This window comes from Actinomadura sp. 6N118 (assembly GCF_044326415.1).
In the GTDB taxonomy this organism is placed as follows: Bacteria; Actinomycetota; Actinomycetes; order Streptosporangiales; family Streptosporangiaceae; genus Spirillospora.
Window position 1 is genome coordinate 587,684 of the sequence record NZ_JBIRAZ010000002.1, and the last position, 22,119, is coordinate 609,802.

The 22,119-nt window shown below is 66.7% G+C and carries 13 protein-coding genes; 6 read left to right on the forward strand and 7 right to left on the reverse strand.

What is annotated here, in order from left to right:
- Nucleotides 1-49: 49 nt before the first annotated feature.
- Nucleotides 50-424: an FKBP-type peptidyl-prolyl cis-trans isomerase gene (locus tag ACH34W_RS06585; RefSeq protein ID WP_395959793.1), complete on the reverse strand. Its 375-nt coding sequence runs from the start codon at nucleotides 422-424 to the stop codon at nucleotides 50-52.
- Nucleotides 425-563: 139 nt separating this feature from the next.
- On the opposite strand from ACH34W_RS06585, the gene ACH34W_RS06590 reads away from it, so the two are divergent.
- From ACH34W_RS06590 to ACH34W_RS06615, 6 genes are all read left to right on the forward strand, one after another.
- Nucleotides 564-2,603, forward strand: a complete 2,040-nt coding sequence (locus tag ACH34W_RS06590) for a hydantoinase/oxoprolinase family protein (protein WP_395959794.1) — start codon at nucleotides 564-566, stop codon at nucleotides 2,601-2,603.
- The gene (locus tag ACH34W_RS06595) at nucleotides 2,600-4,420 is read left to right on the forward strand and encodes a hydantoinase B/oxoprolinase family protein (protein WP_395959795.1); all 1,821 of its coding nucleotides are present in this window, start codon (nucleotides 2,600-2,602) and stop codon (nucleotides 4,418-4,420) included. Before ACH34W_RS06590 ends, ACH34W_RS06595 begins: the two co-directional genes overlap by 4 nt.
- Before the next feature lie 42 nt (nucleotides 4,421-4,462).
- Complete coding sequence (locus tag ACH34W_RS06600; protein ID WP_395959796.1) at nucleotides 4,463-5,023, forward strand: exonuclease; 561 nt, start codon at nucleotides 4,463-4,465, stop codon at nucleotides 5,021-5,023.
- A 187-nt stretch (nucleotides 5,024-5,210) separates the two neighbouring features.
- Nucleotides 5,211-5,972: a GNAT family N-acetyltransferase gene (locus tag ACH34W_RS06605; RefSeq protein ID WP_395959797.1), complete on the forward strand. Its 762-nt coding sequence runs from the start codon at nucleotides 5,211-5,213 to the stop codon at nucleotides 5,970-5,972.
- Between the two features lie 450 nt (nucleotides 5,973-6,422).
- On the forward strand, nucleotides 6,423-6,980 hold the full coding sequence (locus ACH34W_RS06610) for a toll/interleukin-1 receptor domain-containing protein (RefSeq protein WP_395959798.1): 558 nt from the start codon (nucleotides 6,423-6,425) through the stop codon (nucleotides 6,978-6,980).
- On the forward strand, nucleotides 6,977-11,170 hold the full coding sequence (locus ACH34W_RS06615) for a tetratricopeptide repeat protein (RefSeq protein WP_395959799.1): 4,194 nt from the start codon (nucleotides 6,977-6,979) through the stop codon (nucleotides 11,168-11,170). The genes ACH34W_RS06610 and ACH34W_RS06615 overlap by 4 nt, the downstream gene beginning before the upstream one ends.
- A 234-nt stretch (nucleotides 11,171-11,404) precedes the next feature.
- Here ACH34W_RS06615 and ACH34W_RS06620 read toward each other — a convergent pair whose 3' ends face one another.
- The 6 genes from ACH34W_RS06620 to ACH34W_RS06645 all read right to left on the reverse strand — a co-directional run bounded on the left by ACH34W_RS06620 (nucleotide 11,405) and on the right by ACH34W_RS06645 (nucleotide 22,101).
- Nucleotides 11,405-13,531, reverse strand: a complete 2,127-nt coding sequence (locus ACH34W_RS06620; protein WP_395959800.1) for a UvrD-helicase domain-containing protein — start codon at nucleotides 13,529-13,531, stop codon at nucleotides 11,405-11,407.
- A gap of 378 nt (nucleotides 13,532-13,909) precedes the next feature.
- Complete coding sequence (locus tag ACH34W_RS06625) at nucleotides 13,910-14,365, reverse strand: hypothetical protein (protein WP_395959801.1); 456 nt, start codon at nucleotides 14,363-14,365, stop codon at nucleotides 13,910-13,912.
- Between the two features lie 191 nt (nucleotides 14,366-14,556).
- Nucleotides 14,557-15,978 carry a hypothetical protein gene (locus ACH34W_RS06630; RefSeq protein WP_395959802.1) on the reverse strand — a complete coding sequence of 474 codons (1,422 nt, stop codon included), beginning with the start codon at nucleotides 15,976-15,978 and terminating at the stop codon, nucleotides 14,557-14,559.
- An 84-nt stretch (nucleotides 15,979-16,062) separates the two neighbouring features.
- A complete protein-coding gene (locus ACH34W_RS06635; protein ID WP_395959803.1) occupies nucleotides 16,063-19,260 on the reverse strand; it encodes a type I restriction endonuclease subunit R in 3,198 nt (1,065 codons plus the stop codon).
- The gene (locus tag ACH34W_RS06640) at nucleotides 19,257-20,492 is read right to left on the reverse strand and encodes a restriction endonuclease subunit S (protein WP_395959804.1); all 1,236 of its coding nucleotides are present in this window, start codon (nucleotides 20,490-20,492) and stop codon (nucleotides 19,257-19,259) included. The genes ACH34W_RS06635 and ACH34W_RS06640 overlap by 4 nt, the downstream gene beginning before the upstream one ends.
- Nucleotides 20,485-22,101: a type I restriction-modification system subunit M gene (locus ACH34W_RS06645; RefSeq protein ID WP_395959805.1), complete on the reverse strand. Its 1,617-nt coding sequence runs from the start codon at nucleotides 22,099-22,101 to the stop codon at nucleotides 20,485-20,487. Before ACH34W_RS06645 ends, ACH34W_RS06640 begins: the two co-directional genes overlap by 8 nt.
- Between the last annotated feature and the right edge of the window lie 18 nt (nucleotides 22,102-22,119).

The following is a 22,119-nucleotide window of genomic DNA, read 5'->3' on the forward strand; positions in this document are numbered from 1 at the left end:
GAATTTGACCTCCGCTTGCCCGCCCTATCGCTGCTGGTTCAGGCGCTTGCTAGCTCACGCCGACCAGGTCGACCACGAAGATCAGCGTCTCGCCCGGCTTGATGCGCGGGCTCGGGCTGCGGTCGCCGTAGGCCAGGTGCGGCGGGATGACCAGCTTGCGCCGGCCGCCGACCTTCATGCCCTTGACCCCCATGTCCCAGCCCTTGATCACGCGGCCGCCGCCGAGCGGGAACTCGAAGGTGCTGCCGCGGTTCCAGGAGGCGTCGAACTCCTCGCCGGTCGAGAACGAGACCCCGACGTAGTGCACGGATACGGTGGAGCCGGTGGTCGCCTCCGCACCGTCGCCGACGGTGATGTCGGTGATGTCGAGGTAGTCGGGCGGGGTGCCCTCGGGGAAATCGATCTCGGGCCGTTCAAGCGCCATTGCCAGGCTCCATCGTGGGTCGGCGGTCTTTTCGGATGCCGTTCAGCGTAGCCGCAGCCCGACTCGCCAAAGAAACGCCGCTCCGTTGGGCAGGAAGCGACGGTGTCGCGGGCGGCACGGCACCGGTAGAGAGGGAGACATGACGCGGCGGCTGCGGATAGGCATCGATACCGGCGGGACGTTCACCGACGTCGTGGCGCTGGACGAGGACACCGGCGAGATGATCACGACCAAGACCCCCTCGACCCCGGGCGACCCGGCCCAGGGCTTCGAGGCGGGCGTCCAGAAGGTGCTGGACCTGCTCGGCGCGTCCCGTCCGGACGTCGCGGCGCTGGCGCACGGCACGACCGTCGCGACCAACCAGCTCCTGGAGGACCGGCTCGACGATCTCGGCTTCGTCACCACCGAGGGCTTCGAGTTCGTGCTGGAGATCGCCCGGCAGAGCGTGCCCGACGGCTACGGCAACTCCTACTTCTGGGTGAAGCCGTCCCGCATCGTGCCCGTCCACCGCGTCCGGACGGTCGGCGGCAGGCTCGACCACACGGGGGCGGAGCTGCGCCCGTTCGACGAGGAGTCGGCCGTCGCGGCGGCGCGCTGGTTCCGTGACCGCGGGATCCGGGCGATCGGCGTCTGCTTCCTCCACTCGTACGCCGACCCGGTGCACGAGCTGCGCATGCGCGAGGTGCTGCGCCGCGAGCATCCGGAGGCGATCGTGTCGCTGTCCTGTGAGGTGCTGCGCGAGTACCGCGAGTACGAACGGTCCGTGACGACGCTCGTCGACGCGGCCGTCAAGCCCACCATGACCCGCTACATCCAGCGGATCACCTCGAGACTGCCGGGTGGGCGCCTGCATGTGATGAAGAGCAACGGCGGCGTCCTGTCGGGGGAGGAGGTGATCCACCAGCCGATCACGACCGTCCTGTCCGGCCCCGCCGCCGGCGCCCTCGGCGCCGCGTTCGTCACCCAGGCCGCGGGACGGGGCTCGGTCATCACCTTGGACGGCGGCGGCACCTCCACGGACGTCGCGGTCGTGCTGGACGGCGAGCCCACGCTCACCACCGAGGGGACGATCGGCCGCCATCCCGTCAAGATCCCGATGATCGACATCGTCACGGTGGGCGCGGGCGGCGGCTCGGTCGCCTGGCTCTCCCCGGAGGGCACGATGAAGGTCGGCCCGCGCAGCGCCGGCGCCGACCCCGGGCCGCTCTGCTACGGCCGCGGCGGTACGGAGGTCACGGTGACCGACGCGCACGCCGCCCTCGGCCGCATCCCGCCGCATCTCCTCGGCGGCGAGATCCCGCTGGACGTCGAGGCAGCGCGCGCCGGCGCCGAGGCGCTCGCCGCCAAGCTCGGGCTGACGCTCGAACGCGCCGCCACCGGCATCCTGGAGATCTCCGCCTGGAACCAGGCCAACGCCATCCGGCAGATCACCGTCAAGCGCGGCCTGGACGTCCGCGACTACCCGCTCGTGGCGTTCGGCGGATCGGGACCGCTGCTGGCCTGCCGCCTGCTCGACATCCTCGGCCTGCCCGCCGCCGTCATCCCGGAGAACCCCGGCAACCTCTCCGCGTTCGGCCTGCTCACGGTGGACGTGAAGAACGACTACGTCCGTACGCGCGTGGAACGTGACACCGCCCTTGACCTCGCCGCCGTCTCCGGCGTCTACGCGGACCTCGAACGCCAGGCGGCGACCGCCCTGGAACGGGAGGGCTTCCCGCGCGACCGGCATCGTTTCGTGCGTTCGGCGGACCTGCGCTACTACGGCCAGGCGTTCGAGGTGCGCGTGGCGGCCCCCGACGGCCCGTTCGACGACGCGTTCCGGGACGAGGTCGTGCGGCGCTTCCACGACGCCCACGAAGGGCTCTACGGCTACTGCTACCGCGACGACCCCGGACGCCATCCCGTGGAGTGGGTCAACCTCCGCGTCTCCGGCATCGGCCCGATCACACGCCCCGTCCTGCGTGAACGCCCGCCGGGAGGGGAAGCCGAACGGACGGGCGTGCGGCCGGTCTTCTACGACGCCTGGACGGACGCACCCATCTACCAGCGGGCACAGCTCGCACCCGGGACGGTCGTCGAGGGGCCCGCCGTCATCGAGGAGTTCGGCTCGACACTGCCGCTGCACCCGGGCTTCCAGGCCCGCGTGGACGGCCACGGCAACCTGGTGGTGACACGATGACCGGTGGAATCGACCCGATCCTGCTCGAGATCGTCGAGGGCACGCTCGCCTCTGTGGAACGCGAGGTCGAGACCGCGATCGCCCGGACGGCCCGTTCCCCCATGATCCGCGACGCGCACGACTTCCGCGCGGGCATCCACGACCGCCGCCTGCGCAAGCTGACGGGCCGCTCCTACTCCGCCCTGGTGCAGCCGATCGCGCGCGACTTCCCGCTCGACACGATGCGGCCGGGCGACGTGTTCTTCCACAACGACGTCTACCTCTCCGAGGGCGGCATCGGTCACCTGCCCGACCTCTGCGTGACGGTCCCGGTCTTCCATGGCGGCGAGGTGGTGGCGTTCGTCCAGGCGTTCGGCCACCACGACGACATCGGCGGCGCGGTGCCCGGATCGATGCCCAGCCACGCGCGGAGCGCCTTCGAGGAGGGCCTGATGGTCCCCCCGATCAAGCTCTGGGACCAGGGCGTGCCCAACGAGGCGGCCCTGCGCATCATGACCCGCAACTCCCGCATGCCCGACTCGCTCGCCGGTGACCTGGACGCGGAGTGCTCGGCCTGCCTGATGGGCGCGCGCCGCCTCGGCGAGCTCTTCGATCGTTACGGACGGGCCGCCGTCGAGGCGTGCTTCGACGCCGTCATCGACAAGACCACCGAGACGTTCCGCCGCGAGCTCCTCGCCAAGATCCCCGACGGCACGTACATCTGGGAGGACTACGCCGAACACGACGGCGTCGACCCGCCCCGCCTGCACACCCAGCGCATCACGCTCACTGTGGACAACACCGCCCGCGTTCCGCTGGTCATCGACTTCACCGGCACGTCCCCGCAGGCCAAGGGGCCGATCAACCACGCGGGTGACTACGCCGACGGCGTCTTCCTCAAGAAATGGCTCGCGCCGATCCTCCGCAACCTGGCCGACACGCCCGAACGCGCCGCCGAGCTGGACGTCAACGAGGGCGTCGTCCCGCTCATCGAGATGCGGTTCCCCGAGAAGGGCACGCTGCTCACGCCGGTGTTCCCCGCCCCCACCAACGCCCGCACGTTCGTGATCCTCCGTCTCCTCGGCGTGCTGTCCGGCGTCCTCGCGAAGGCCACCGGCGGCCGCATGCCCGCCGACCAGGAGACGATCCGCTACACCGGTGTCTACGGCGAGGACGACCGCGGCCCGTACCTCATGCGCGAGGTCCTCGGCGGCGGCTCCGGCGGCCGCTACTACGCCGACGGGGAGGACACGATCCACGTCGTGCCCGACTCCCGCAACATCCCGGCCGAGTTCGCCGAGGCTCGCTGGCCGTTCCTGGTCGAACGCCTCGGCCTCGCCACCGACTCCGGAGGGCCCGGGCTCCACCGCGGCGGGCTCGGGTACGACAAGCACATCCGCATGCTCCGCGACGCCCACTACATGTCGATCGCGGACCGCTCGATCCTGTCGTGCTGGGGCGTCAACGGGGGGCGCGCCGGCAGCCCGTTCCGCGTGGACATCGACGGCGCCGAGATGGACGGCCTGGTCGACGGCCATCCGGTCCGCGCGGGCCAGGTCATCCGGATCCGCACGACCGGGGGCGGCGGCTGGGGCGACCCGTTCGACCGAGACCCGGCCGCCGTCGCCGCCGACGTCCGCGACGGCAAGGTCACCCTCACCGGCGCCCGTGACGACTACGGCGTCGTCCTCACCGGCGCCGAACCCGAGGTGGACACCGCCGCGACTGCCGAACTCCGGACCCGCCTGCGCGCCGACCGCGGACCGGCACCCTTCTTCGACCGGGGCCCCGGCTACCCCCGCCTCTCCGGCGGCCATTCCAGCGCCGACGTGGACTAAATACGTTGATCACCGAGGGCCGCCGGCCCTAACTTTGCCGCCATGTCGAAACTCCCGGAGCTCTACCTGGCGGTGGACGTCGAGGCGGACGGACCCATTCCCGGCCCGTACAGCATGATCTCGCTGGGCATCGCGGTCGTCGGGCGGCCCGACCTGACGTTCTACACCGAGCTCCGGCCCATCTCGGACGACTTCGTGCCGGCGGCCCTCGCGGTCTCGGGCCTGGACCGTGACCGCCTGCTGCGCGAGGCGCCGCCGGCGGCAGAGGCGATGGCCGCCACCGCGAGCTGGATCAACGGTCTGCGCAAGATAGGCCGCCCGGTGTTCCTCGCCGGGCCCGCCGTCTTCGACGGGATGTTCGTGCACTGGTATTTCCATCGCTTCCTGGGCAAGAGCCCGTTCAGCAACTCCGGCGCGGGCATCGACCTGCGGAGCTACTGGATGGGCATGACCGGCTGCGAGTGGGTCAGCTCGCGCAAGAGCATCATCAAGCAGCAGCTGAAGCTCAACGGCCTTCCGCACACCCACCACGCCGGGGAGGACGCCGCCGAGCTCGCCCAGGTCTTCGAGGCCATCCTCGACGCCCGCCGCCAGCAGGAGTGAACGTCAAGCGTGCACGTCAGGCGTGAACGGAGAAACGGGGGCGGGCGTGGGATCGGCCCGCGCCGTCCTCCCGCGGGCCCACGAGGAACTGCGAAGCTTCGTCAGTGTCCGTCCTGCACGGTACGTTCCGGACGACCCTCTGCGAAGGCTCCAAGCGCATCGACGACGAGAAGGAACTGTTATCAGCATGGCGGCCGGAACGAACACCGCCGACCAGCTCGCCCTCCTCGCTGAGGCGCCGCTGCTCCAGGCCCGCAACTCCGCCGCTTTCTGGGTCGCGACCGGCCGGGCGCGCGGCCACGAGGTGATCCGCCGTCGCGGTTTCCTCGCCGTCGCCGGTGACGAGCGCGCAGGTCTGCGCGTCCTGATTCAGGAGCCCGGCCTCGGTGCCGACGAGGTGGCCGAGATCACCGCACTGGCGAGCCGTGCCGCGGGTCCAGTGGACGCCGAGGATCCCTTCAGCTCGACCGATCTGAGCCACCTGGGCATGCGCAGCTGGCAGATGCCGGTGATGCTGCGCCTGCCTGGCCCTGTTGCCGAACCGGCGATGGAGGTGATCCGAGTGCGGGGTGAGGAGGACCTGCGCGCGGCTGAGCGGGCCGTGATCGCGGGTTTCGAGCTGGCAAGGTTCGCGCCTTACCGGGCAGGTGAGATGTTCCCCGTGGCGCTGCTCGAGCAGCCGGGTGTGGAGGTGTTCGTCGCGCGCCTTGAGGGTGAGGTCGCCGGGGCGTGTGTCACCGTCGTCGTGAACGGGTTCGGCAGCCATTACTGGGTGGGTACCCCGGCGGCCTTCCGCTCCCGTGGCGTGGGGCGGGCGGTGATGCTCGGCTCCCTGGCTCACCTGGTCGACGTGCCGGTCACGCTCACGGCATCGCGGCTAGCCAGGCCACTGTACGAGTCCCTCGGCTTCATCGCCGCGACACCTTCGACCTGGTGGTCCTCGCAATAGGCACTCTTTCGGCACATCAGGGCGAGGGAAATCCATGGCGGCATTCAGCTGTGCTACCACCGGCCTTGATATCACCGTCCTCGAGCCCCCGCACCGCCCGTCCCAGCCAGCCATCTCTTGCGATGACCGACCCGCCAGTGCAGCAAAACGCCGCAGCGCGCAAGTGCTGGCCCTGCTCAAAACCGACCCGGACCGGCACTGGAACGCCGGGACAACGCTCTCCACCTGGGCGACATCACCCTGGGCACCATGTATCGGCAACTCTCACGATGGGCCCGCAGCGGGCTCCTCCACAAAACCGGCCCGGCAACCTAACACAACCATCAAAACCGGCGAAACGAACCCCTTGCACAGCCCCTGAAACCATAACTACCTGGCCGTGGGGGAAGGCTCGAGACCACTTGCAAATGAAGCCCGCGAACGTGGCTGCCGCTCCGTAACCTATGCGCCATGGACACGGCGGAGCTGATCGTCGCAGTCGTCAGCGGCATTGCTGGGATCGCCGCCGCGTACTTCGGATACGTGCAGGTGCGCGGCAAACTACGGGGGCGGGCACCTGAGCGGCTCCCGCCTCCTCCGCAACGGCGCAACGGCGCACCCACGTACGACGTGTTCGTCTCGTACGCGCCCGAGGACGCCGCCTGGGTGAAGGAGTTCGCCGAGCGCCTGGAGCAGGAGGGTGTCAAAGTCGCCTATGACGAGGTCGTGCTCCGCCCCGGCGACGTGCGCGTCCACCAGTTGGAGGAGGCGATCCGCGACTCGGCACACGGCCTGCTGGTGTTCAGCCGCGCCTCGGTCTCCGACGGCTGGGCGCAGCAGGACTACGTGACGCTCATCGAACGATCCGCGAGAACGGGCCAGCGGTTCGTCCCCGTCCTGATCGAAGACGACGTCACGCTCCCCGAGTTCGCCGCGATTCGCTATCACTGCGACTTCCGCGGGCTTGCGCCCGAGAACACTCGCTACGAAGAACTCATCGCCCGGCTCGCCGAAGTGCTGCGCCGATGAGCGAGTACGACGTCTACCTCTCCTATGCCCCAGATGACGCGGAGTGGGTGTGCTGGTTCGCCCAGCGGCTGGTGGACGCCGGTTTGACGGTGGCCTTCGACAAGGTGCTGCTGCGCCCGGGTGACGTGGTCGTCCACACGATCGAGGACGCGATCCGGCAGACGGCTTGGGGTCTGCTCGTATTCAGCCGGGCCGCGCTGTCCAGCGCATGGGTGTGTGAGGAGTACGCGGCGCTGATGCGGCGCGCCATCGAGGGGTGGCAGGGCTTCGTGCCGATCGTGATTGCGGACGTCGAACTCCCGGAGTTCGCCGCCAACCGCTTCCACGTCGACCTGTCGGGCATCGATGGTCCCGAATACGACCAACGCGTAGAAAAGCTGGTCCAGATCATCCGTGGCGAGGCCCCTCCTCTCTTGCCCAGCCCGGTCGTGCGTCCCGGCACCGGCGTACGCCCCGAAGGCCCTCTCCGCTACGTCCTGCGCGTCACCCCTGAGGCGACCGTCCTCCAAGACGAGGGCGACAGTTGCGAACCGGTGACCCACCGCCCCCGTGGAGCCAATCCGCGGCTCGACGGATTGTGTCACCGCCTCGACAACGTGCACCGTCGGGGCGAGTACATCACGCGAAGCGAGCAGTCCGGCCGAGGAGTGGGCTCGGTGCTCGCCGAGATCGGCGAAGCGCTCCGGTGGGCCTATCTCGATGGGGCGGCGGGGGACGCCCTGATCACCGAACTGGCCCGGGCGGAGCATCTCAATGTCCCGTTGCGGCTCGGCCTGGAGGTCGCCGACGAGCTCGCCTACCTTCCCTGGGAAACCCTGATCCCCGCGCCCGGTGCCGAACCGCTGTCCCTGCACCCGCGCGTTCAACTCTACCGGCGGGTGGCCACCGGCAGCCTCACGTCATCCATCTCGATTCCGGGGCCGCTACGCATTTTGGTCGCGGTCGCGAGCCCCGAGGACCCTGGCGGCGGCCCAGTGCTGGACTTCGAGAATGAACTCGCCCGGATCCTCGACGCGGTCGACTCGGCACGCCATCCCGCCGACTCGCGCCGCAGAGCTTATGTGCGCATCCTCAACCAGGGCACTCTGGAGGCGATCCGTGACGCGCTTCTGCAGGAGCGCTACCACGTCCTGCACATCTCCTGCCATGCTGAGCTGGACGTCCTCCTGCTCGAGGACGACCAAGGCCGCACGGATCGCGTCACCACGGAGCGTTTCGTTCGCGAGGCGCTGCCTGCGGGCCGTGGCGTCCCGCTGGTGGTCCTTTCCGGCTGCTCGACGGCCCGTTTGGCACAACCGGGCAAAGTGACGGTGCTGGGCAGTCCGGCCCTCGCACTATCCCGCGCGGGAGCACCGGCCGTACTGGCGATGACCGCAGCCGTCACCGACCGCTATGCGACGGCACTGGCCGACATGCTCTATCGAGAGCTGACGATCCGCGATGTGCCCGAGGCGTTGCCCGCCTTCTGCGATGCGCGGCGCCGCCTGGAGGATGCGCGGCGGCGCCTCTCCGATGACCACCCAGAGGCGGGACTGGTGGAATGGGCCACACCCGCGTTGTTCATGCGCGGCCCCTCGCTGCGCTTGTACGACCCGGACGCCCCGTTCGACGAGATCACCTCTCCGGCCGAGCACCAGTTCGCCGACGGAGTCCCGCTGCGGCGGGTGGGAGAGTTCGTGGGCCGCCGCGCCGAGCTCCGCACGCTGCTGAGCATCATGCGCGGTACGACACCCGGGGTCGTCGTCCACGGCATCGGCGGCATCGGCAAGAGCACCCTGGCCGCGGAGTTGCTGCGCCGGCTCGGCACGGATGCGGGTGTGGTCGTGTCGGCTGTCGGAGAGATCAGCACAGACCGCCTTCTCGACGAGGTCGCCGCGACACTACTGCACCACTTCGATGACGAGACGGTCCGGAAGGTCGCGCTCACCGTACGGGACCCGAAGAACTCATGGGAGCAGCGCCTGCGCACGCTCTCCCGGCTCCTCGCCCACGTGCCGATGACACTGTTGCTGGACAACTTCGAGGACAACCTGCGACTCGAGGGCACGGAGCCCACAGTCGGCGACCAGGAACTGGCCGAGCTCCTCACTGCCCTGGTCCGCACCCCGGGACAGCACCGGCTGCTCATCACCACGCGGTACGCCTTCGGCCTGCCCCACCGCGCCCACCGGCGCCTTACTAGCGTCCATCTGGGGCCGCTGAGCCTGGCGGAGACGCGCAAGCTCATGTGGCGGCTACCGGCGCTGGACGCGCTGCTGGCCATCGATCAGGAACGGGCCTGGATGGACGTGGGCGGGCACCCGCGGGCCCTGGAATACCTGGACGCGGTGCTGCGCGAGGGTGAGGCCCAGTTCGCCGACGTGCGGGAACGCCTGGAGGATCTCCTCGAGAGCCGCAGCATTACCGCTTCGGAAGCGTGGTTCCGCACCGCCGGTCCGACCCTGGACGCCGCCTTGGCGGAGAGCATCACCCTCGCGGCCGACGACACGCTTCTGCGCGAGCTAGTCGGCCTGCTGACCGAGACCGAGCTGGATCTGCTGGCCGGGGCCTCGGTGTACCGGCGGCCGGTCGACCGGATCGGGCTCGCCTGGGCGGTCGCGTCCCCGGCACGGACCACCCAGGACACCGGACTCGACGACCGGATCGAGCGTCTCAACACCCTGATAGCGAAGGCACGGCAACGCGATCCCGATGCCGACCTGGAGGATCTGGGGCTGCCGGAGGACGAGCTCGCGCAAGCCAAGTCCGACGTCTGCGAGTTCTTCACGCCGCCCGTGACGGAGCCGCTGGGAATAGAGCAGGCTCAAGCGACCCTCACCCGGCTGGGCCTGCTGTCCCAGGTCTCCTTTCCCTCAGGCGCGGCCTCTGCGGAAGCGTTTATGGTGCATCGATGGACCGCCGGGACGCTGGCCGAGATCATTGGCCCGGAGCGGATCGCGGCGGCGCACCGGGCGGCGGCCGAGCACTGGCGCTGGGTCTTCAGGATGGCGGCCGGTGACGGGCAAGCAGAGGTGGCGATCCTGCTGGAGGCGCGGCACCACTTCAGGAGGGTCGGTGACATCACGGCCGCCGCAGGGGCGACCCACCTCATCTGCCAGCACCTGGACCAGTGGGGTGCGTGGAGCTGGGAGCAGCGGCTCTTGGAGGAGACGCTCTCGTGGTTCCCCCAAGGAAGCCGGGGCCGCGCGCAAATGCTGGGTTCCCTCGGCGATGTCGCGTTCTACCGAGGGGACCTCACGACGGCGATGGCGAAGTACGAGCACGCTCTGAACATCGCCAAGGCGCTCAACGACCAGGGCATGGTAGCTGCGACCCTCAACCAGTTGGCCGTCGTCGCCGTGGAGGCCGGGGCGGTCGACACCGCCCGGCGCCACTTCCAGGAGGCGGTGCGAATCTACGAATTGCTGTCCAACCCCATCGCCCTCCCGCCGAGCTACCGCGCGCTCGGTGACCTGGCCCTCCGCGTCGAGGGCGATCTGGACCAGGCACAGAGGTGGTTCGAACGGGCCCTGGACCTGAACCTGGAGCTCGGCAAAGGCAAACATGCAGACGCAGGCGAGCTGTACCACCAGCTCGCCGTCGTGGCCGTCCGACGCGAGGAACTGTCCGTGGCCCGTGAACTGCTCGGAAAGGCCCTCGGCATTGCCAAGGAGTCCGACCACCAGCTCAACCTCTCCAACAGCTACCACGAGCTCGCCAAGATCGCCCACCTGGAGAACGATCTCAAGGAGGCCGTCACTCTCTTGCACCGCTCCCTGGCTGCCAAGGAGCGGATCGGGGACCGAATAGGCATGGCCGTGGGATATGCCTCTCTGGGAATCCTCGCCGCAGAGCAGGAGGATTGGAAGCACGCCCTTGACTGGTATCGCCAATCCCTGGCCATCGACAACGAGCTCGGCAGGTGGGCCCAGATGGCTTACACCCTCAACCTGATGGCCCATTCCTTCGCCGGGCTCGGCCGCCTGCCCGACGCCCTCGCCAACATCACGATCAGCCTGATGATCCGCTTCCGGATGAAGCAGCCCGGCGCCAGATGCGATAGCGCCTGGCTGGCCGAGCTTTGGGAATGTCTGCACGACGAGGGCCTTCGCGCCCTGCTCACCCGCAGCCTCGACCCCAAAGACGCCGACGTGTTCTTCTGGGCTCTCGACGCTGCGCCCGGGGAGGGCGAGGCTAACCCTGCGGGGTGAAGTGGTCGAGGACATCTGGGTCTGCCATGGAGTCTAGGGTGGCGGCCTTCTCGACCGTGGGCCCAGGAGGATCTTCCGGGATCTCAGGCTGGCGTGGCCCTGCTTTTCCCGGCGGGGCCGCGACGTGCCTCGCGCTGGTTGTCATCGGCGCCTCAATTCTTCAGCCGCCGTCGACACCAGCTTGTCCGCTCGGGGGCCTTGGCACGCCCTGATATTGGCCCTCTTGCTGACGCGTCAGCGCTGCCTGAAGAACGGGCTGGGCAGGCCGTTCCAAGATACGTAGAGGTCTTCACGTGCCCGTGTACAAGCGACGAAGAGCAGGCAACGCTCCGCAAGCATGTCGATCTCATGCTGAACGCGATCTGTCTCCTTCGAGGTGACCGCTGCCTCTAGCGGGAATGCCTTGTCGTTTACCCCGATGACGGCGACGCAGCGGAACTCCAGCCCCTTCATGGCATGCATCGTCGTGATCCGAACGCCCGGCACCGACGCCTCCGGACCGCTCTTGAGCGCTACTGCGGGGATTCCCAGCTCATGCAGGGCTTCCATGGCCTGGCCGCCGAAATCGTGGAACCGCGTCGCAACGGCGATCTCCGACGGATCGACTCCCGCCTCCACCCACGCACCTACCTTTAGCGCCAGGGCCTCCAGTTCCTCGGTTTCCGTGGCACCTGCGGAGATGTCGGGCAGCTGGCCGCGCAGCGCGGACCGGTAGCCCGCGAGCGTGTCGAGACTGTCGTTGAGATCCTCGATTCGCTCGCCGGTCAGGATGGCTGACGCCCAGGTGAGAATCTCCTGAGTGCTGCGGTAGTTGATCCGGAGTCTGCTGGATCGCCCCGACACGTTGATTCCCAGCGAGCGCAGTGACACCCGGGTGTCGTAGATCCGCTGGTGTGGGTCACCGGTGATGAACAGGTCGTTGGGGCCTTCGGCTACCGCGTTGCGCAGCACCCGCCACTGCGCGGGGTGTAGATCCTGAGCCTCGTCCACCACGACATGCCGATACCTGGGACCGTCGGTGGCCAGCAGTTCTGCCGCGTCGCCACACAACTGCAAATAGGTACGCTTGCCGGCCGCCTGGAGCTCAGATTCGAACTCGGCGATCGCTCGCCACATCTGGGTTCTCTGGCCGGACCGCAGCGCCGTACCTCGGCCGTCCCGGGGAGCTCTCAGATAGTCCTCAAGGCTACTGATCCCCTGGGCGAGCACGACGTGCCTGAACTCAAGCGCTAGGAACTGCTCGTTCCAGGTGAGCCCGAACTTCCTCGCGATCTTCTGCCAACGGCGGCGAGTGTTGTAGTCGCCGTCGGAGACCAGTGTGGGCACCGGTCCATGGTCAGCCACTACCTGTCGGGCGAACGCGTTGACCGTGGTGACGTCCACCCGTTTCAACAAGTCCGGGTCATCGACGAGCAGTGAAAGAGCTTCGCGAAGGGAAGCGGCGAGCGCGTTTGTGAAGGTGGTGAGCAGAATCCGGCCGTCGCCAGGCAGACTGAGCAGGTGCTTCACTCGATGGATTGCGACGACGGTCTTTCCGGTTCCCGGACCACCAGAGACCTGGGCTGCTCCGCTGTAGGAGGGACGATAGGCGAGGCGACGTTGCGCTGGGTGCAGGAAGATCCTCCAGGCGCTGAACGGCTTGGTGAGGATGTCCTCCAGTTCACTCTCGTTCGAGACCACCGCGATCCGGCTTGGAGTGTTGGCGATGGCCGTGGCCAAGTCTGCGGGTTCCAGGTCGGCGGGTCGACGGACTGTGACGACCTCACGCCACACTTCATCGGGGGTGAAGCCCTCGGCGAGGAACTGCAGGACCTCGAACTGATCCTCAGGGAACAGCTTCGCGAACGCGTTCAGCTGGGGCTTGTCGATGATCGCCCGCACCGCGGTGAGGACACCGTCATCGATCCCCAGATCTCGGAGCACGGTATCGGAGAAGCCGGCGAACAGAAGCTCCGGCACCTTCGCCGCGGCCTGCTGAAACACCGGGGTGAGCTCTTCGATCGCCTCGACATTGCGAATCTCCAGGCCAAGCGTCACCGAGTTGACGGTGATCTTCCGCTTCCTGGCCCAGTCGTAGGCCTTGTCGTGAGGCAGCACCTTGAGCAATGTGAAGGTCTCGCTCCCGTCATCAGGAGCGAGCACGACACCACGATAGTTGTCGTTGATACGAATGGTGCGTATCCGGGGATCCTTGGCTGACACGACCTTCTCCAGGTGCAGCCCGGTCTTGGCCTGCCCATAGAGATCGGTGATGCTCCGCCGCTGGAACTCGGCCATCGCCTCCCGAACGTTCCGCTTCACCGGCTTTTCCAAGCGTTCGTACTCTTCGAAGAAGCCGGTCTCGAAGGCAAGGCGCGGCACCCCAGGACCCCCTCTCGACAGCGAGATCATCCAACCCGAGGGCAAACCATACCTTGACTGTCATTCGACCACTGGCGTAAGTCTGTTTGCGGCGAAAACCCACCGAACCCACATGGAGAGGCGATCCGGACGTGGATCCGATCAACCATCAGGGCGGATTCGGTGAGGCCTTCGTCCTCGCGCTGGCTGCGTCGGCCGCGTTGCGGCTCGCCAAGCCGCTCCCCGACCTCGATGACACCTACACGCCCCGTCCCGTCTCCAAACCCGGCGTCGACCAACGCCGATCGGCCCGGCGGTCAGGTCGGCGATCACAGCGGCGACCGCCTCCTCCGAGGCCGCGCCGAGGATTTCCGGACCAGGCGCCTCCGTCCTTCCGGCTCAGGCTCGGCCTGAGCCTGGACCGGCGGCACATCGGACCGTGGGCGCGAGAGCACGTGGGATGTGGCGACGAGTGAGCAGGTCCACCGCCTGCGCGCATTCTCCGGACGCCTGCGCGAACCCCTCCAGCCAACCTGGCGCCCCCGCTCCCGGATCGAAAATCCGTCCTGTCGCCCAGGCGCAGGCGTTGAGAATGACGGTCCCGTCCAACAGGCAGCCACGCTCGTCGACGGTGAACGCGAACAGCGCGGTGTCGCCGCTCTTGCGACGTCCACCGGGATCCGCGTCGTCGCCTCCGAACCATGCGGTGAGCGCGTCGTGGATCGCGCTCACCGGGAATACGCCGCCGTAGACCGTGTGCCGCCAGGACGCCCCGTACCTGCCGTCCTCGGGTTCCTCACCGCGCAGCGGATGTCCGGGTTCCCATGGAGGCGGCAGTAACGGCTGCCCGGGCACTGGCTCTACCTGCTGAACCAGGGCTCGGCCGGGTCCGCGCTACTCACCCGGCAGGTCGTGCGTGGAATCGTCTGCGGGTCGAACATCTCGATGGCCGCCAGTACCACAGCACATCGGCCATCCGCTTCCGCTCCTGTCGCAAGCCGTCCTCCCGTCCATCCCCTCGAGCTGTTCTCCTGACCCTCGGTAGATCACGTACGTGGAGCCGACGGCGATCGCCGGCTACGGCTGCGTGTCTGACGTGCACGAGGGGGCTCGTCGCTGTGATCCATGGCGATGATGGCGCTTCGGTTGTCCGCGAGGGTCTGGCGCGCCAGGTCCATGAGATTCGCCGGGCGGCACGGAGGGCTGCCGATCCATCCCTCCTTGACCAGGTCGATGAACAGGGTGCTCGCCAGGTAGCGATCGACAGTGTCGTACCCCAGTCGGCGTCCTCCCTTAGGGCCGATGACCTTCTCGTCGTTGAGGAGCAGTTCCAGATAGGAGAGCGGCAGATACAGCCCGTTGAGAAGGCTGGGCGCGTCGGGGTCCATGGCCTGGGCACGGGCGAGCTTGAGGTACATCCAGTCGTGACCGACTCGCCATTGCTCTGGGGACGTCGGCTCAGCATGCAGCGCCTTCGTGCTCGCCTTCATCCGGGTGATCTGACTCCGGAGCCGGTCGTCGACATAGATATGGGGATCGAGCAGAGGCTTGTACTGGACGCCGACGAGGGATGAGGTGCTCTTGTGGAAGTACAGTAGGTCGACTCCGATCCGTGTCTCGACGGGGCCGGCGTTTACGTTGAGGGTCTCGATTCTCCGCCCGCGGTCATCGGCGAACTCCCGGATATCGACGCGCATGTCCTGGCGCCGTATCGGCTGCCACCCGGGAATAACGCGGGAGTCCGCGTCGATCAGGCTGGCTTCCAGCTCCCTAGTGGCCAGGTCAGCGAGCGAGTCTTCGCTGGGTTCGTCGGTGGCTGCTGGCGGAACCCGGGAACGGTCCTCCGCCGGATCCCCTGGATCGGCAATGCGGTCATCGTCGCCGAGCACCAGACCGGTGGAGAACGGCGCGTTGCTGTCGGCCGGCTGGGTCCACTCGCGCAGCGAGGTGGTGGGGAATCCGCCCATGCGCAGGGCGAGGTCGATGGCGTCCCGTTCCTGAGCCCAGTGGAGACCGGCGGCGCCGCTGACCACACGACCGGAGGAGCCGAGCTGGCTCAGCCATTCCAGCCGCTGCCGGAGACCCGGACGGAGCGTGACGACCGCCTGGTGCAACGCGTTCGTCGCCTCGGATGGGAGTACTTGGACGCCTTCCTCGACGGCACGGTCCAGCCGGTTGAAGTGCAGTGTCGGCATGACGGCGCCCAACTCGCCCAGCGAGACGGGCTCCCCGAGCCGCCGCGCGTGTTCCACGAGGATACGCCGATCATCGGTGGCGACCGCCTCGCCATGGGGTTTGGCTATGTAACCGAGTATCGCCAGCTTGGGTGCGCGTCCGCCATCGCGCAGGAAGATCCAGCAGAGTCTTCCCGCGCCGCTCTTCGGGTCTATCGAGCGGGGGACCGTCTTGGTGAAGCGGAGGGAGTATGCCGAGCGCGCATCGGAGTCGAGGACGAGTACATACGCCATGGGGATTCCTGGGGGTGGGGCGCGGTGATGTGATGAGTTCCTGCTGGCAGTACCGGGGATCGTGCGAAAGGCCTGGCCGTTGGCTTAGTCGTCGGAGTTGGGGGACCATTCGTCGGCGAAGGTCTCCAGCTGCTGGATGACCTTGTCGATGGCGTCCTTCTCTTCCTCGGGTGGGTAGCCGTGTTTGGCCAGCAGCCGTTTGATGATGGAACGGAGCCTGGCCTGAACGTCGTCGCGGGCGGTCCAGTCGGTGGACAGGTTGCGACGGACGGCATGCACCAGGTCGCGGGCGATGTCGGCGAGCTTGTTGTCGCCCATCAGGTTCCGGACGGTTTCCTTGGCGGCGACCGCGTCGTAGAACGCCAGCTCGTCGTTGGTGAGCGCCGGGGTGAACTCCTGCCCGCGGTTGGCGTCGTTGGCGACCTCCTTGGCCAGGTCGAACAGCTCTGCGAGAACCTGGGCGGCGGTGATGTGCTGGTTGGCGTACCGGCGCATCAGGTCCAGTAGCTGGTCGGAGAAGCTCTGCTGCCTGACGACGTTGTGCTTGGTGACCTGGCGCATCTGCTGCTGCACAAGCCGCCGCAGCGCTTCGATCGCCAGCGCCGGGTTCCTGTCGGCCTTGAACTTCTCGATGAAGGTGTCGTCCAGGTGCGACAGGTCGGGGCGTTGCAGGCCGGCGGCCGCGAAGAGGTCGGTCACGTCCCCGGCCTCGATCGCTCCGGCCGTGAGCTGCTTGAGGTACAGCTCGACGTCGGCGGGGATGGGGCGTCCTTCGGCTTGTCGGCGGTTGGCGTCGAGCTTGACGACCATGACACGCACGTCGCGGAAGAATGCGATGTCGTCGCGCAGGTCGTTCAGCTCGCCGCTGGTTCGGCACAGTGCGTAGAACCGGGCTAGTCGGCTGGCCTCGCGTAGGAAGCGTTCCTTGAGTGTGGGGTCGCGCTCACCGGTCTCGGGGTTCTCCTCGACCTGGTTGAGGGGATGCCGGTCGTCCCAGACGTGATTGGCGGCGCCCAGAATGGTGTCGCGGTAGGCGGTGGGGCTCTTGGCCTGGAGGCTTTCCCGCCAGGGGTAGCCGTCCAGCATGTTGCCGAGGACTTCAATGATGTCGCGGACCTTGCCGAGCGCGTCCTCCAGGTCGCGTCCCATGGGTTTGGTCTGCTGGTCGGTCGTCGTGTATTCAGCCAGCGCCCGCAGCAGGTTCTCATGCAGGGGCGCGTATCCGACCATCAGGCCGTCCTGCTTGTTGCGGAACGTGCGGTTGACGCGGGCGAGGGTCTGCATGAGCTGCGCGCCGCGCATGGACCGGTCGAGGTAGAGGGTGTGCAGCGGAGGCGCATCGAATCCGGTGAGCAGCATGTCCTTGACGATGATCAGCTCAAGCTCGTCGTCGGGGTCCTTCATCCGTCGCTGCACGGTCTTGTGCTCGCTCGGCCGCATGCGGTGTGCGCGCAGCTCCTTAGGGTCCTTCTGGTCCGAGCTGTAGACGACCTTGATCTTGCCGGTGTTCACGTCATCGGAGTGCCAGTCCCGCTTTATGTCGATAATTTGCCGGTACACAGCGGCACAGATCTCCCGCGTGCTGCACACGATCATCGCCTTGCCGGGAACGCCGATGAACTCCTTCATTGCTTCCGACCGTGCCTGCCAGTGCGCGACGATGTCGGCGGCCAGTTTCTCGATCCGTGCGGGTGCGCCGTAGATGGCGTTGAGGGTGACTGAGGCGCTCTCCGCGCGCTTGCGCTCGGCGTCGTCCAGGCCTTCGGTGACCCGGTCGGCCTCTTCGTCCAGTGTCTCCGGGTCTACGTTCCGGGGCAGCTCGACATCAATGTAGCGGTTCTCGTAATAGACCGAGACCGTCGCGCCGTCCTCGACGGCGCGGGTGAGGTCATAGATGTCGATGTAGCCGCCGAACACGGCCTGGGTGTCGCGGTCGGCTTCGGAGAGCGGAGTGCCGGTGAACGCGATCATCGTGGCGTAGGGGAGCGCCTGCCGCAGGTGGCGGGCGTAGCCGTTCAGGTCGTCGTAGTGGCTCCGGTGCGCCTCGTCGACGATCACGATGATGTTGCGGCGGTCCGAGAGCAGTGGGTGGCTGAGGCCAGCATCGCGTTCGGCCTGGGTGCGGCCGAACTTCTGCAGGGTGGTGAAATAGATCCCGCCGGTGCGCCGGTTGCTCAGCCCGGTGCGCAGACCCTCCCGGCTGGTCACGCGCACGGGCTTCTCCGGCAACAACTCACTGGCGTTGAAGCTCTCGAAGAGCTGGTCGTCCAGATCGGTGCGGTCGGTGATGACAACGATCGTGGGGTTGCCGAGCGCGGGATGCTTGAGCACCTGGTTGGAATACAACTCCATCTCGAACGACTTGCCGGATCCCTGTGTGTGCCACACGACGCCGGCCTTACCGTTGCTGCGGACTGCCTCGATGGTCTTGAGGATCGCCCTGGACACGGCGAAGTACTGGTGCGGTTTGGCGATGCGTTTGGCCGGGCCGCCGTCGGCCTGGGCGAAGGCGACATAGCTTTTCAGCACCTCGATGAACCGGCGCTGCTCGAACAGCCCGTACAGGGTAAGGCTCAGCTCCATTTCCGACCAGGACGCGGCGGGCTGGGGAACCGGCTCTCCGTCGTCGTCCACGTTCCAAGGCGCGAAGTGGTTGTAGGGGGTGAACGCGGTGCCGTAACGGGCGTTCATGCCGTCGGAGACGAGACTGACGACGTTGCAGCGGAACGCCTGCCACATGTCATCGACGTAGGCCATGAGTTGTGCGTGCGCCACCTCGGCCGTGGCGTTCTCATCCGTCATCTTCTTCAGCTCGAAGATCGCCAGAGGGAGCCCGTTGACGTACAGCACGGCATCGAACCGCCGCCGCTCGTCCTGTTTGACGACCGTGACCTGCCGCACCGCGAGGAAATCGTTGTCGTACGGCTCAGTGAAGTCAATCAGGTAGACGGTCGGGTGCTGCTCTACGCCGAACTCGTCCACGTAGCTGACGTCACGGATGCCCTGGGTGAGGTATTGGTGGATGCGGAAGTTCTCCGCCTCCACGCTTCGTGACTTGGGCCGCAGCACCAGGTCGACGACCTCGTCCACGGCGGCGGGTGGCAGCTCCGGGTTGATCTGCGCGACCGCGTCCCGCAACCGCGCGGGGATGATCAACTCGTCCCAGGACTCCCGCTCCCCGGACCCGACAGTGATTTCCTTGCCTTCCTTGGGCTCCCAGCCAAGCTCGGCGAGGACCTCCAGAACATCGTGCTCCAGGGCGGACTCGCTGTAACCGGTCATACGGCATCCTCCACGGCCTTTTCGGCGTCCCTGATGCGGATCTCCCCGGACATGAGCTTGGGCAGCAATGTGTCCCGCAGTTCTGCCAGAACACGGGTTTCCTGGCGGGACGCATGGACTCTGTGATGGAGTTCCATGGCCCATGATTCAAATTTGTTCATGCATTCAGGAGAAAGCAGCGGAACTTCAGCCCTTAGGAACCGTTCCGCGCGAACTGCGGGGTAAGCGCTTCCTTCAGCGACACTTTCGAGATAGGTCACAAACTCGTCCCGTCGGCTCACTTCATACAAGAAGGCGGGGCCGATGTTTCTGGGACTAAGGACAGCAAAACCAGTTGAGACAACGAGTTCTTGGTCGTCGTCGAGGATCAGAGCCCTAGATTTACGGTTGGGACGAACCGTGGACCAGATGGTGTCCCCTGGTGCTGCTTTTCTCCGGGCGCGTCCGGGAGCATCTTCCCAGGAGATAAGATCAGGCCACTCGTAGTCGTCGGTTGAGACGCTGGAAATGTCCAGGTAGCGGAGGGATCCTCCCGGCTCTGGCTTAACTTTTCGTTGATTGACGTCCGCGATGTCACTGAGATGCACTCTGGACAAGGTGCCATCTGAAGCCAGCATCTCTTCCAAAGTTGAGGAGGTTAGCTTCAGGATAGTGGTGGCGATGCGGTCGTTGGCGGCGATCTTGTCGTCTAGCGCACAGATCACCGCTTCAATTGCTTGACGTTGGAAATTGGGGGGGATGGGGATGGGGATGCGGCGCACATCGCGGAGGTTAAGTGTGGCCTGTACCGTGGTGTTGAGCCATGTTTTGATGTAGTGCTTGGCAAGTCTAGACGACAGACACAAGCGCACCCACGTGTTGGATGATTGATCATTAACTCGGAGCACTGCAATAGCTCGAGCAACGTTCCATCCATCGAGTGATGGGGGGGCTATTGCTGACTCTCCGACCGTTCCGACGAGTGAGAGTAGGACTTCTCCACCTTTGAGACGAGTTCTCTCGTGCTTGCCCTCGATGTCAGGACTAACTCGGAGTGGGTTGCCAAGTGAGAGCCGCCCGTTTCGTATGTTCTGGACTCGAACAATGGGCACGCCACCGGGAGTTTCTGAACCAGGCTGAACAATGCCATAAGAGAGACCGTTTGCCTCGAGAAGGTCGCCAAGCTCCTGATATCTCCATGATGATGGCAGAGGTGGCAAATCAAGAGGGTTTGCGCTTGTTTGCTCAGACATCGAGGCGCTCCAGTCGCTGGCGGATGACCTGCTCGAGGCGGGTGGACTCTTCAAAGCAGGTGAAGAGTTCTTTGGTCAGGCGGCCGATCTTGTCGGCTATAGGCTCGTCATCGGTGTCGTCGGTCTCGGCGGCAGGCACGTAGCGGCCGGGGGCGAGGGCGTGATCGTGGGCGCGGATCTTGTCGAGGGTGGACGAGTAGCAGAAGCCGGGCTCGTCGGCGTAGGTCAGGTTTGCTTTGTGAGCGCTCTTGGTGCCGCGCCAAGCGTGGTAGGTGTTGGCGATTTTGGCGATGTCACCTTCGGTGAGGACGCGCTCGGTGCGGTCGAGCATCGTGCCCATCGTGTGGGCGTCGATGAACAAGGTCTGGCCCTGACGGTCGGTCTGACCTGCGCGTGAGGTCTTGTCTTTGGCGAAGAACCATAGGCAGGCGGGGATCTGTGTAGTGCGGAAGAGTTGGGGTGGCAGGGCGACCATGCAGGCGACCAGGTCGGCCTCGATGAGGGCGGCGCGGATGTCACCTTCGCCGGACTGTTTGGAGGACATCGAGCCGTTGGCCATGACGACGCCGGCGCTGCCGTGGGTGCCGAGCTTGGAGATGATGTGCTGCATCCAAGCGAAGTTGGCGTTGCCTGCGGGCGGGGTGCCGAAGCGCCAGCGGGGGTCGTCGGTCCTGCGGTACCAGTCCGACATGTTGAACGGCGGATTGGCCAGGATGAAATCGGCCTTGAGGTCGGGGTGCTTGTCCTCGTAAAAGGTGTCGGCCCACTTGGCGGACAGGTCGCCGTTGATGCCGTGGATGGCCAGGTTCATCTTGGCCAGCCGCCAGGTGCGTTCGTTGGCTTCCTGACCATAGACGGCGATGTCATCGCGGCGGCCCCGGTGGCTGACGACGAACTTTTCGGCCTGGATGAACATGCCGCCGGAGCCGCAGCATGGGTCGTACACGCGACCCTTGTAGGGCTCCAGGATCTCCACTAGCACTTTCACGACGCTGGCGGGTGTGTAAAACTCGCCGCCGCGCTTACCTTCGGCCCGGGCGAACTTCTCTAGGAAGTATTCGTAGACCTCGCCGAGTACGTCGCGGGCGGACTTACCCTGGTGGCCGGTGAAGCGTGCGTCGCTCAGCAAGTCGACGAGCTCACCCAGGCGCCGCTGGTCGACGTTGGATCTGTTGAAGATCTTCTCGGCGAAGACGCCACTCAGCGCCTTGCTGTTGCTCTTCATGATGGTGTCCAGCGCGGCGTCGAGCAGCTCACCGATCACGGCGGACTTGGCCTGGGCAGCGATGTCGGCCCAGCGGGTGCCTTCGGGAACCCAGAAGATCCCCGCGCCCTCGTACTCGTCCTGGTCGTTCAGGAAATCCTCAATGCGGGACTCGGGCACCCCATCCTTGATCAGCTCATCCCTGAGCTGTTCCCGGCGCTCCTCGAAGGAGTCCGAGACGTACTTGAGGAACACCAGCCGCAGGACGAAGTCCTTGTACTGGGCGGCGTCCATCGAGCCGCGCAGCTTGTCGGCGGACTTCCACAGGATGTCCTTGATCTCGGCCATGCTGGACACGCCGGGCAGTTCGGCCTGCCCTGCGGCGCTCTTCTTTCTCGGCGGCATCGTTCTCCTCGGGTTCCT

Coding starts and splice junctions, on each gene's coding strand:
- ACH34W_RS06585 (WP_395959793.1), bottom strand. CDS start 424: ATGGCGCTTGAACGGCCCGAGATCGATTTCCCCGAGGGCACCCCGCCC.
- ACH34W_RS06590 (WP_395959794.1), top strand. CDS start 564: ATGACGCGGCGGCTGCGGATAGGCATCGATACCGGCGGGACGTTCACC.
- ACH34W_RS06610 (WP_395959798.1), top strand. CDS start 6,423: ATGGACACGGCGGAGCTGATCGTCGCAGTCGTCAGCGGCATTGCTGGG.
- ACH34W_RS06635 (WP_395959803.1), bottom strand. CDS start 19,260: ATGACCGGTTACAGCGAGTCCGCCCTGGAGCACGATGTTCTGGAGGTC.
- ACH34W_RS06600 (WP_395959796.1), top strand. CDS start 4,463: ATGTCGAAACTCCCGGAGCTCTACCTGGCGGTGGACGTCGAGGCGGAC.
- ACH34W_RS06595 (WP_395959795.1), top strand. CDS start 2,600: ATGACCGGTGGAATCGACCCGATCCTGCTCGAGATCGTCGAGGGCACG.
- ACH34W_RS06615 (WP_395959799.1), top strand. CDS start 6,977: ATGAGCGAGTACGACGTCTACCTCTCCTATGCCCCAGATGACGCGGAG.
- ACH34W_RS06645 (WP_395959805.1), bottom strand. CDS start 22,101: ATGCCGCCGAGAAAGAAGAGCGCCGCAGGGCAGGCCGAACTGCCCGGC.
- ACH34W_RS06630 (WP_395959802.1), bottom strand. CDS start 15,978: ATGGCGTATGTACTCGTCCTCGACTCCGATGCGCGCTCGGCATACTCC.
- ACH34W_RS06640 (WP_395959804.1), bottom strand. CDS start 20,492: ATGTCTGAGCAAACAAGCGCAAACCCTCTTGATTTGCCACCTCTGCCA.
- ACH34W_RS06605 (WP_395959797.1), top strand. CDS start 5,211: ATGGCGGCCGGAACGAACACCGCCGACCAGCTCGCCCTCCTCGCTGAG.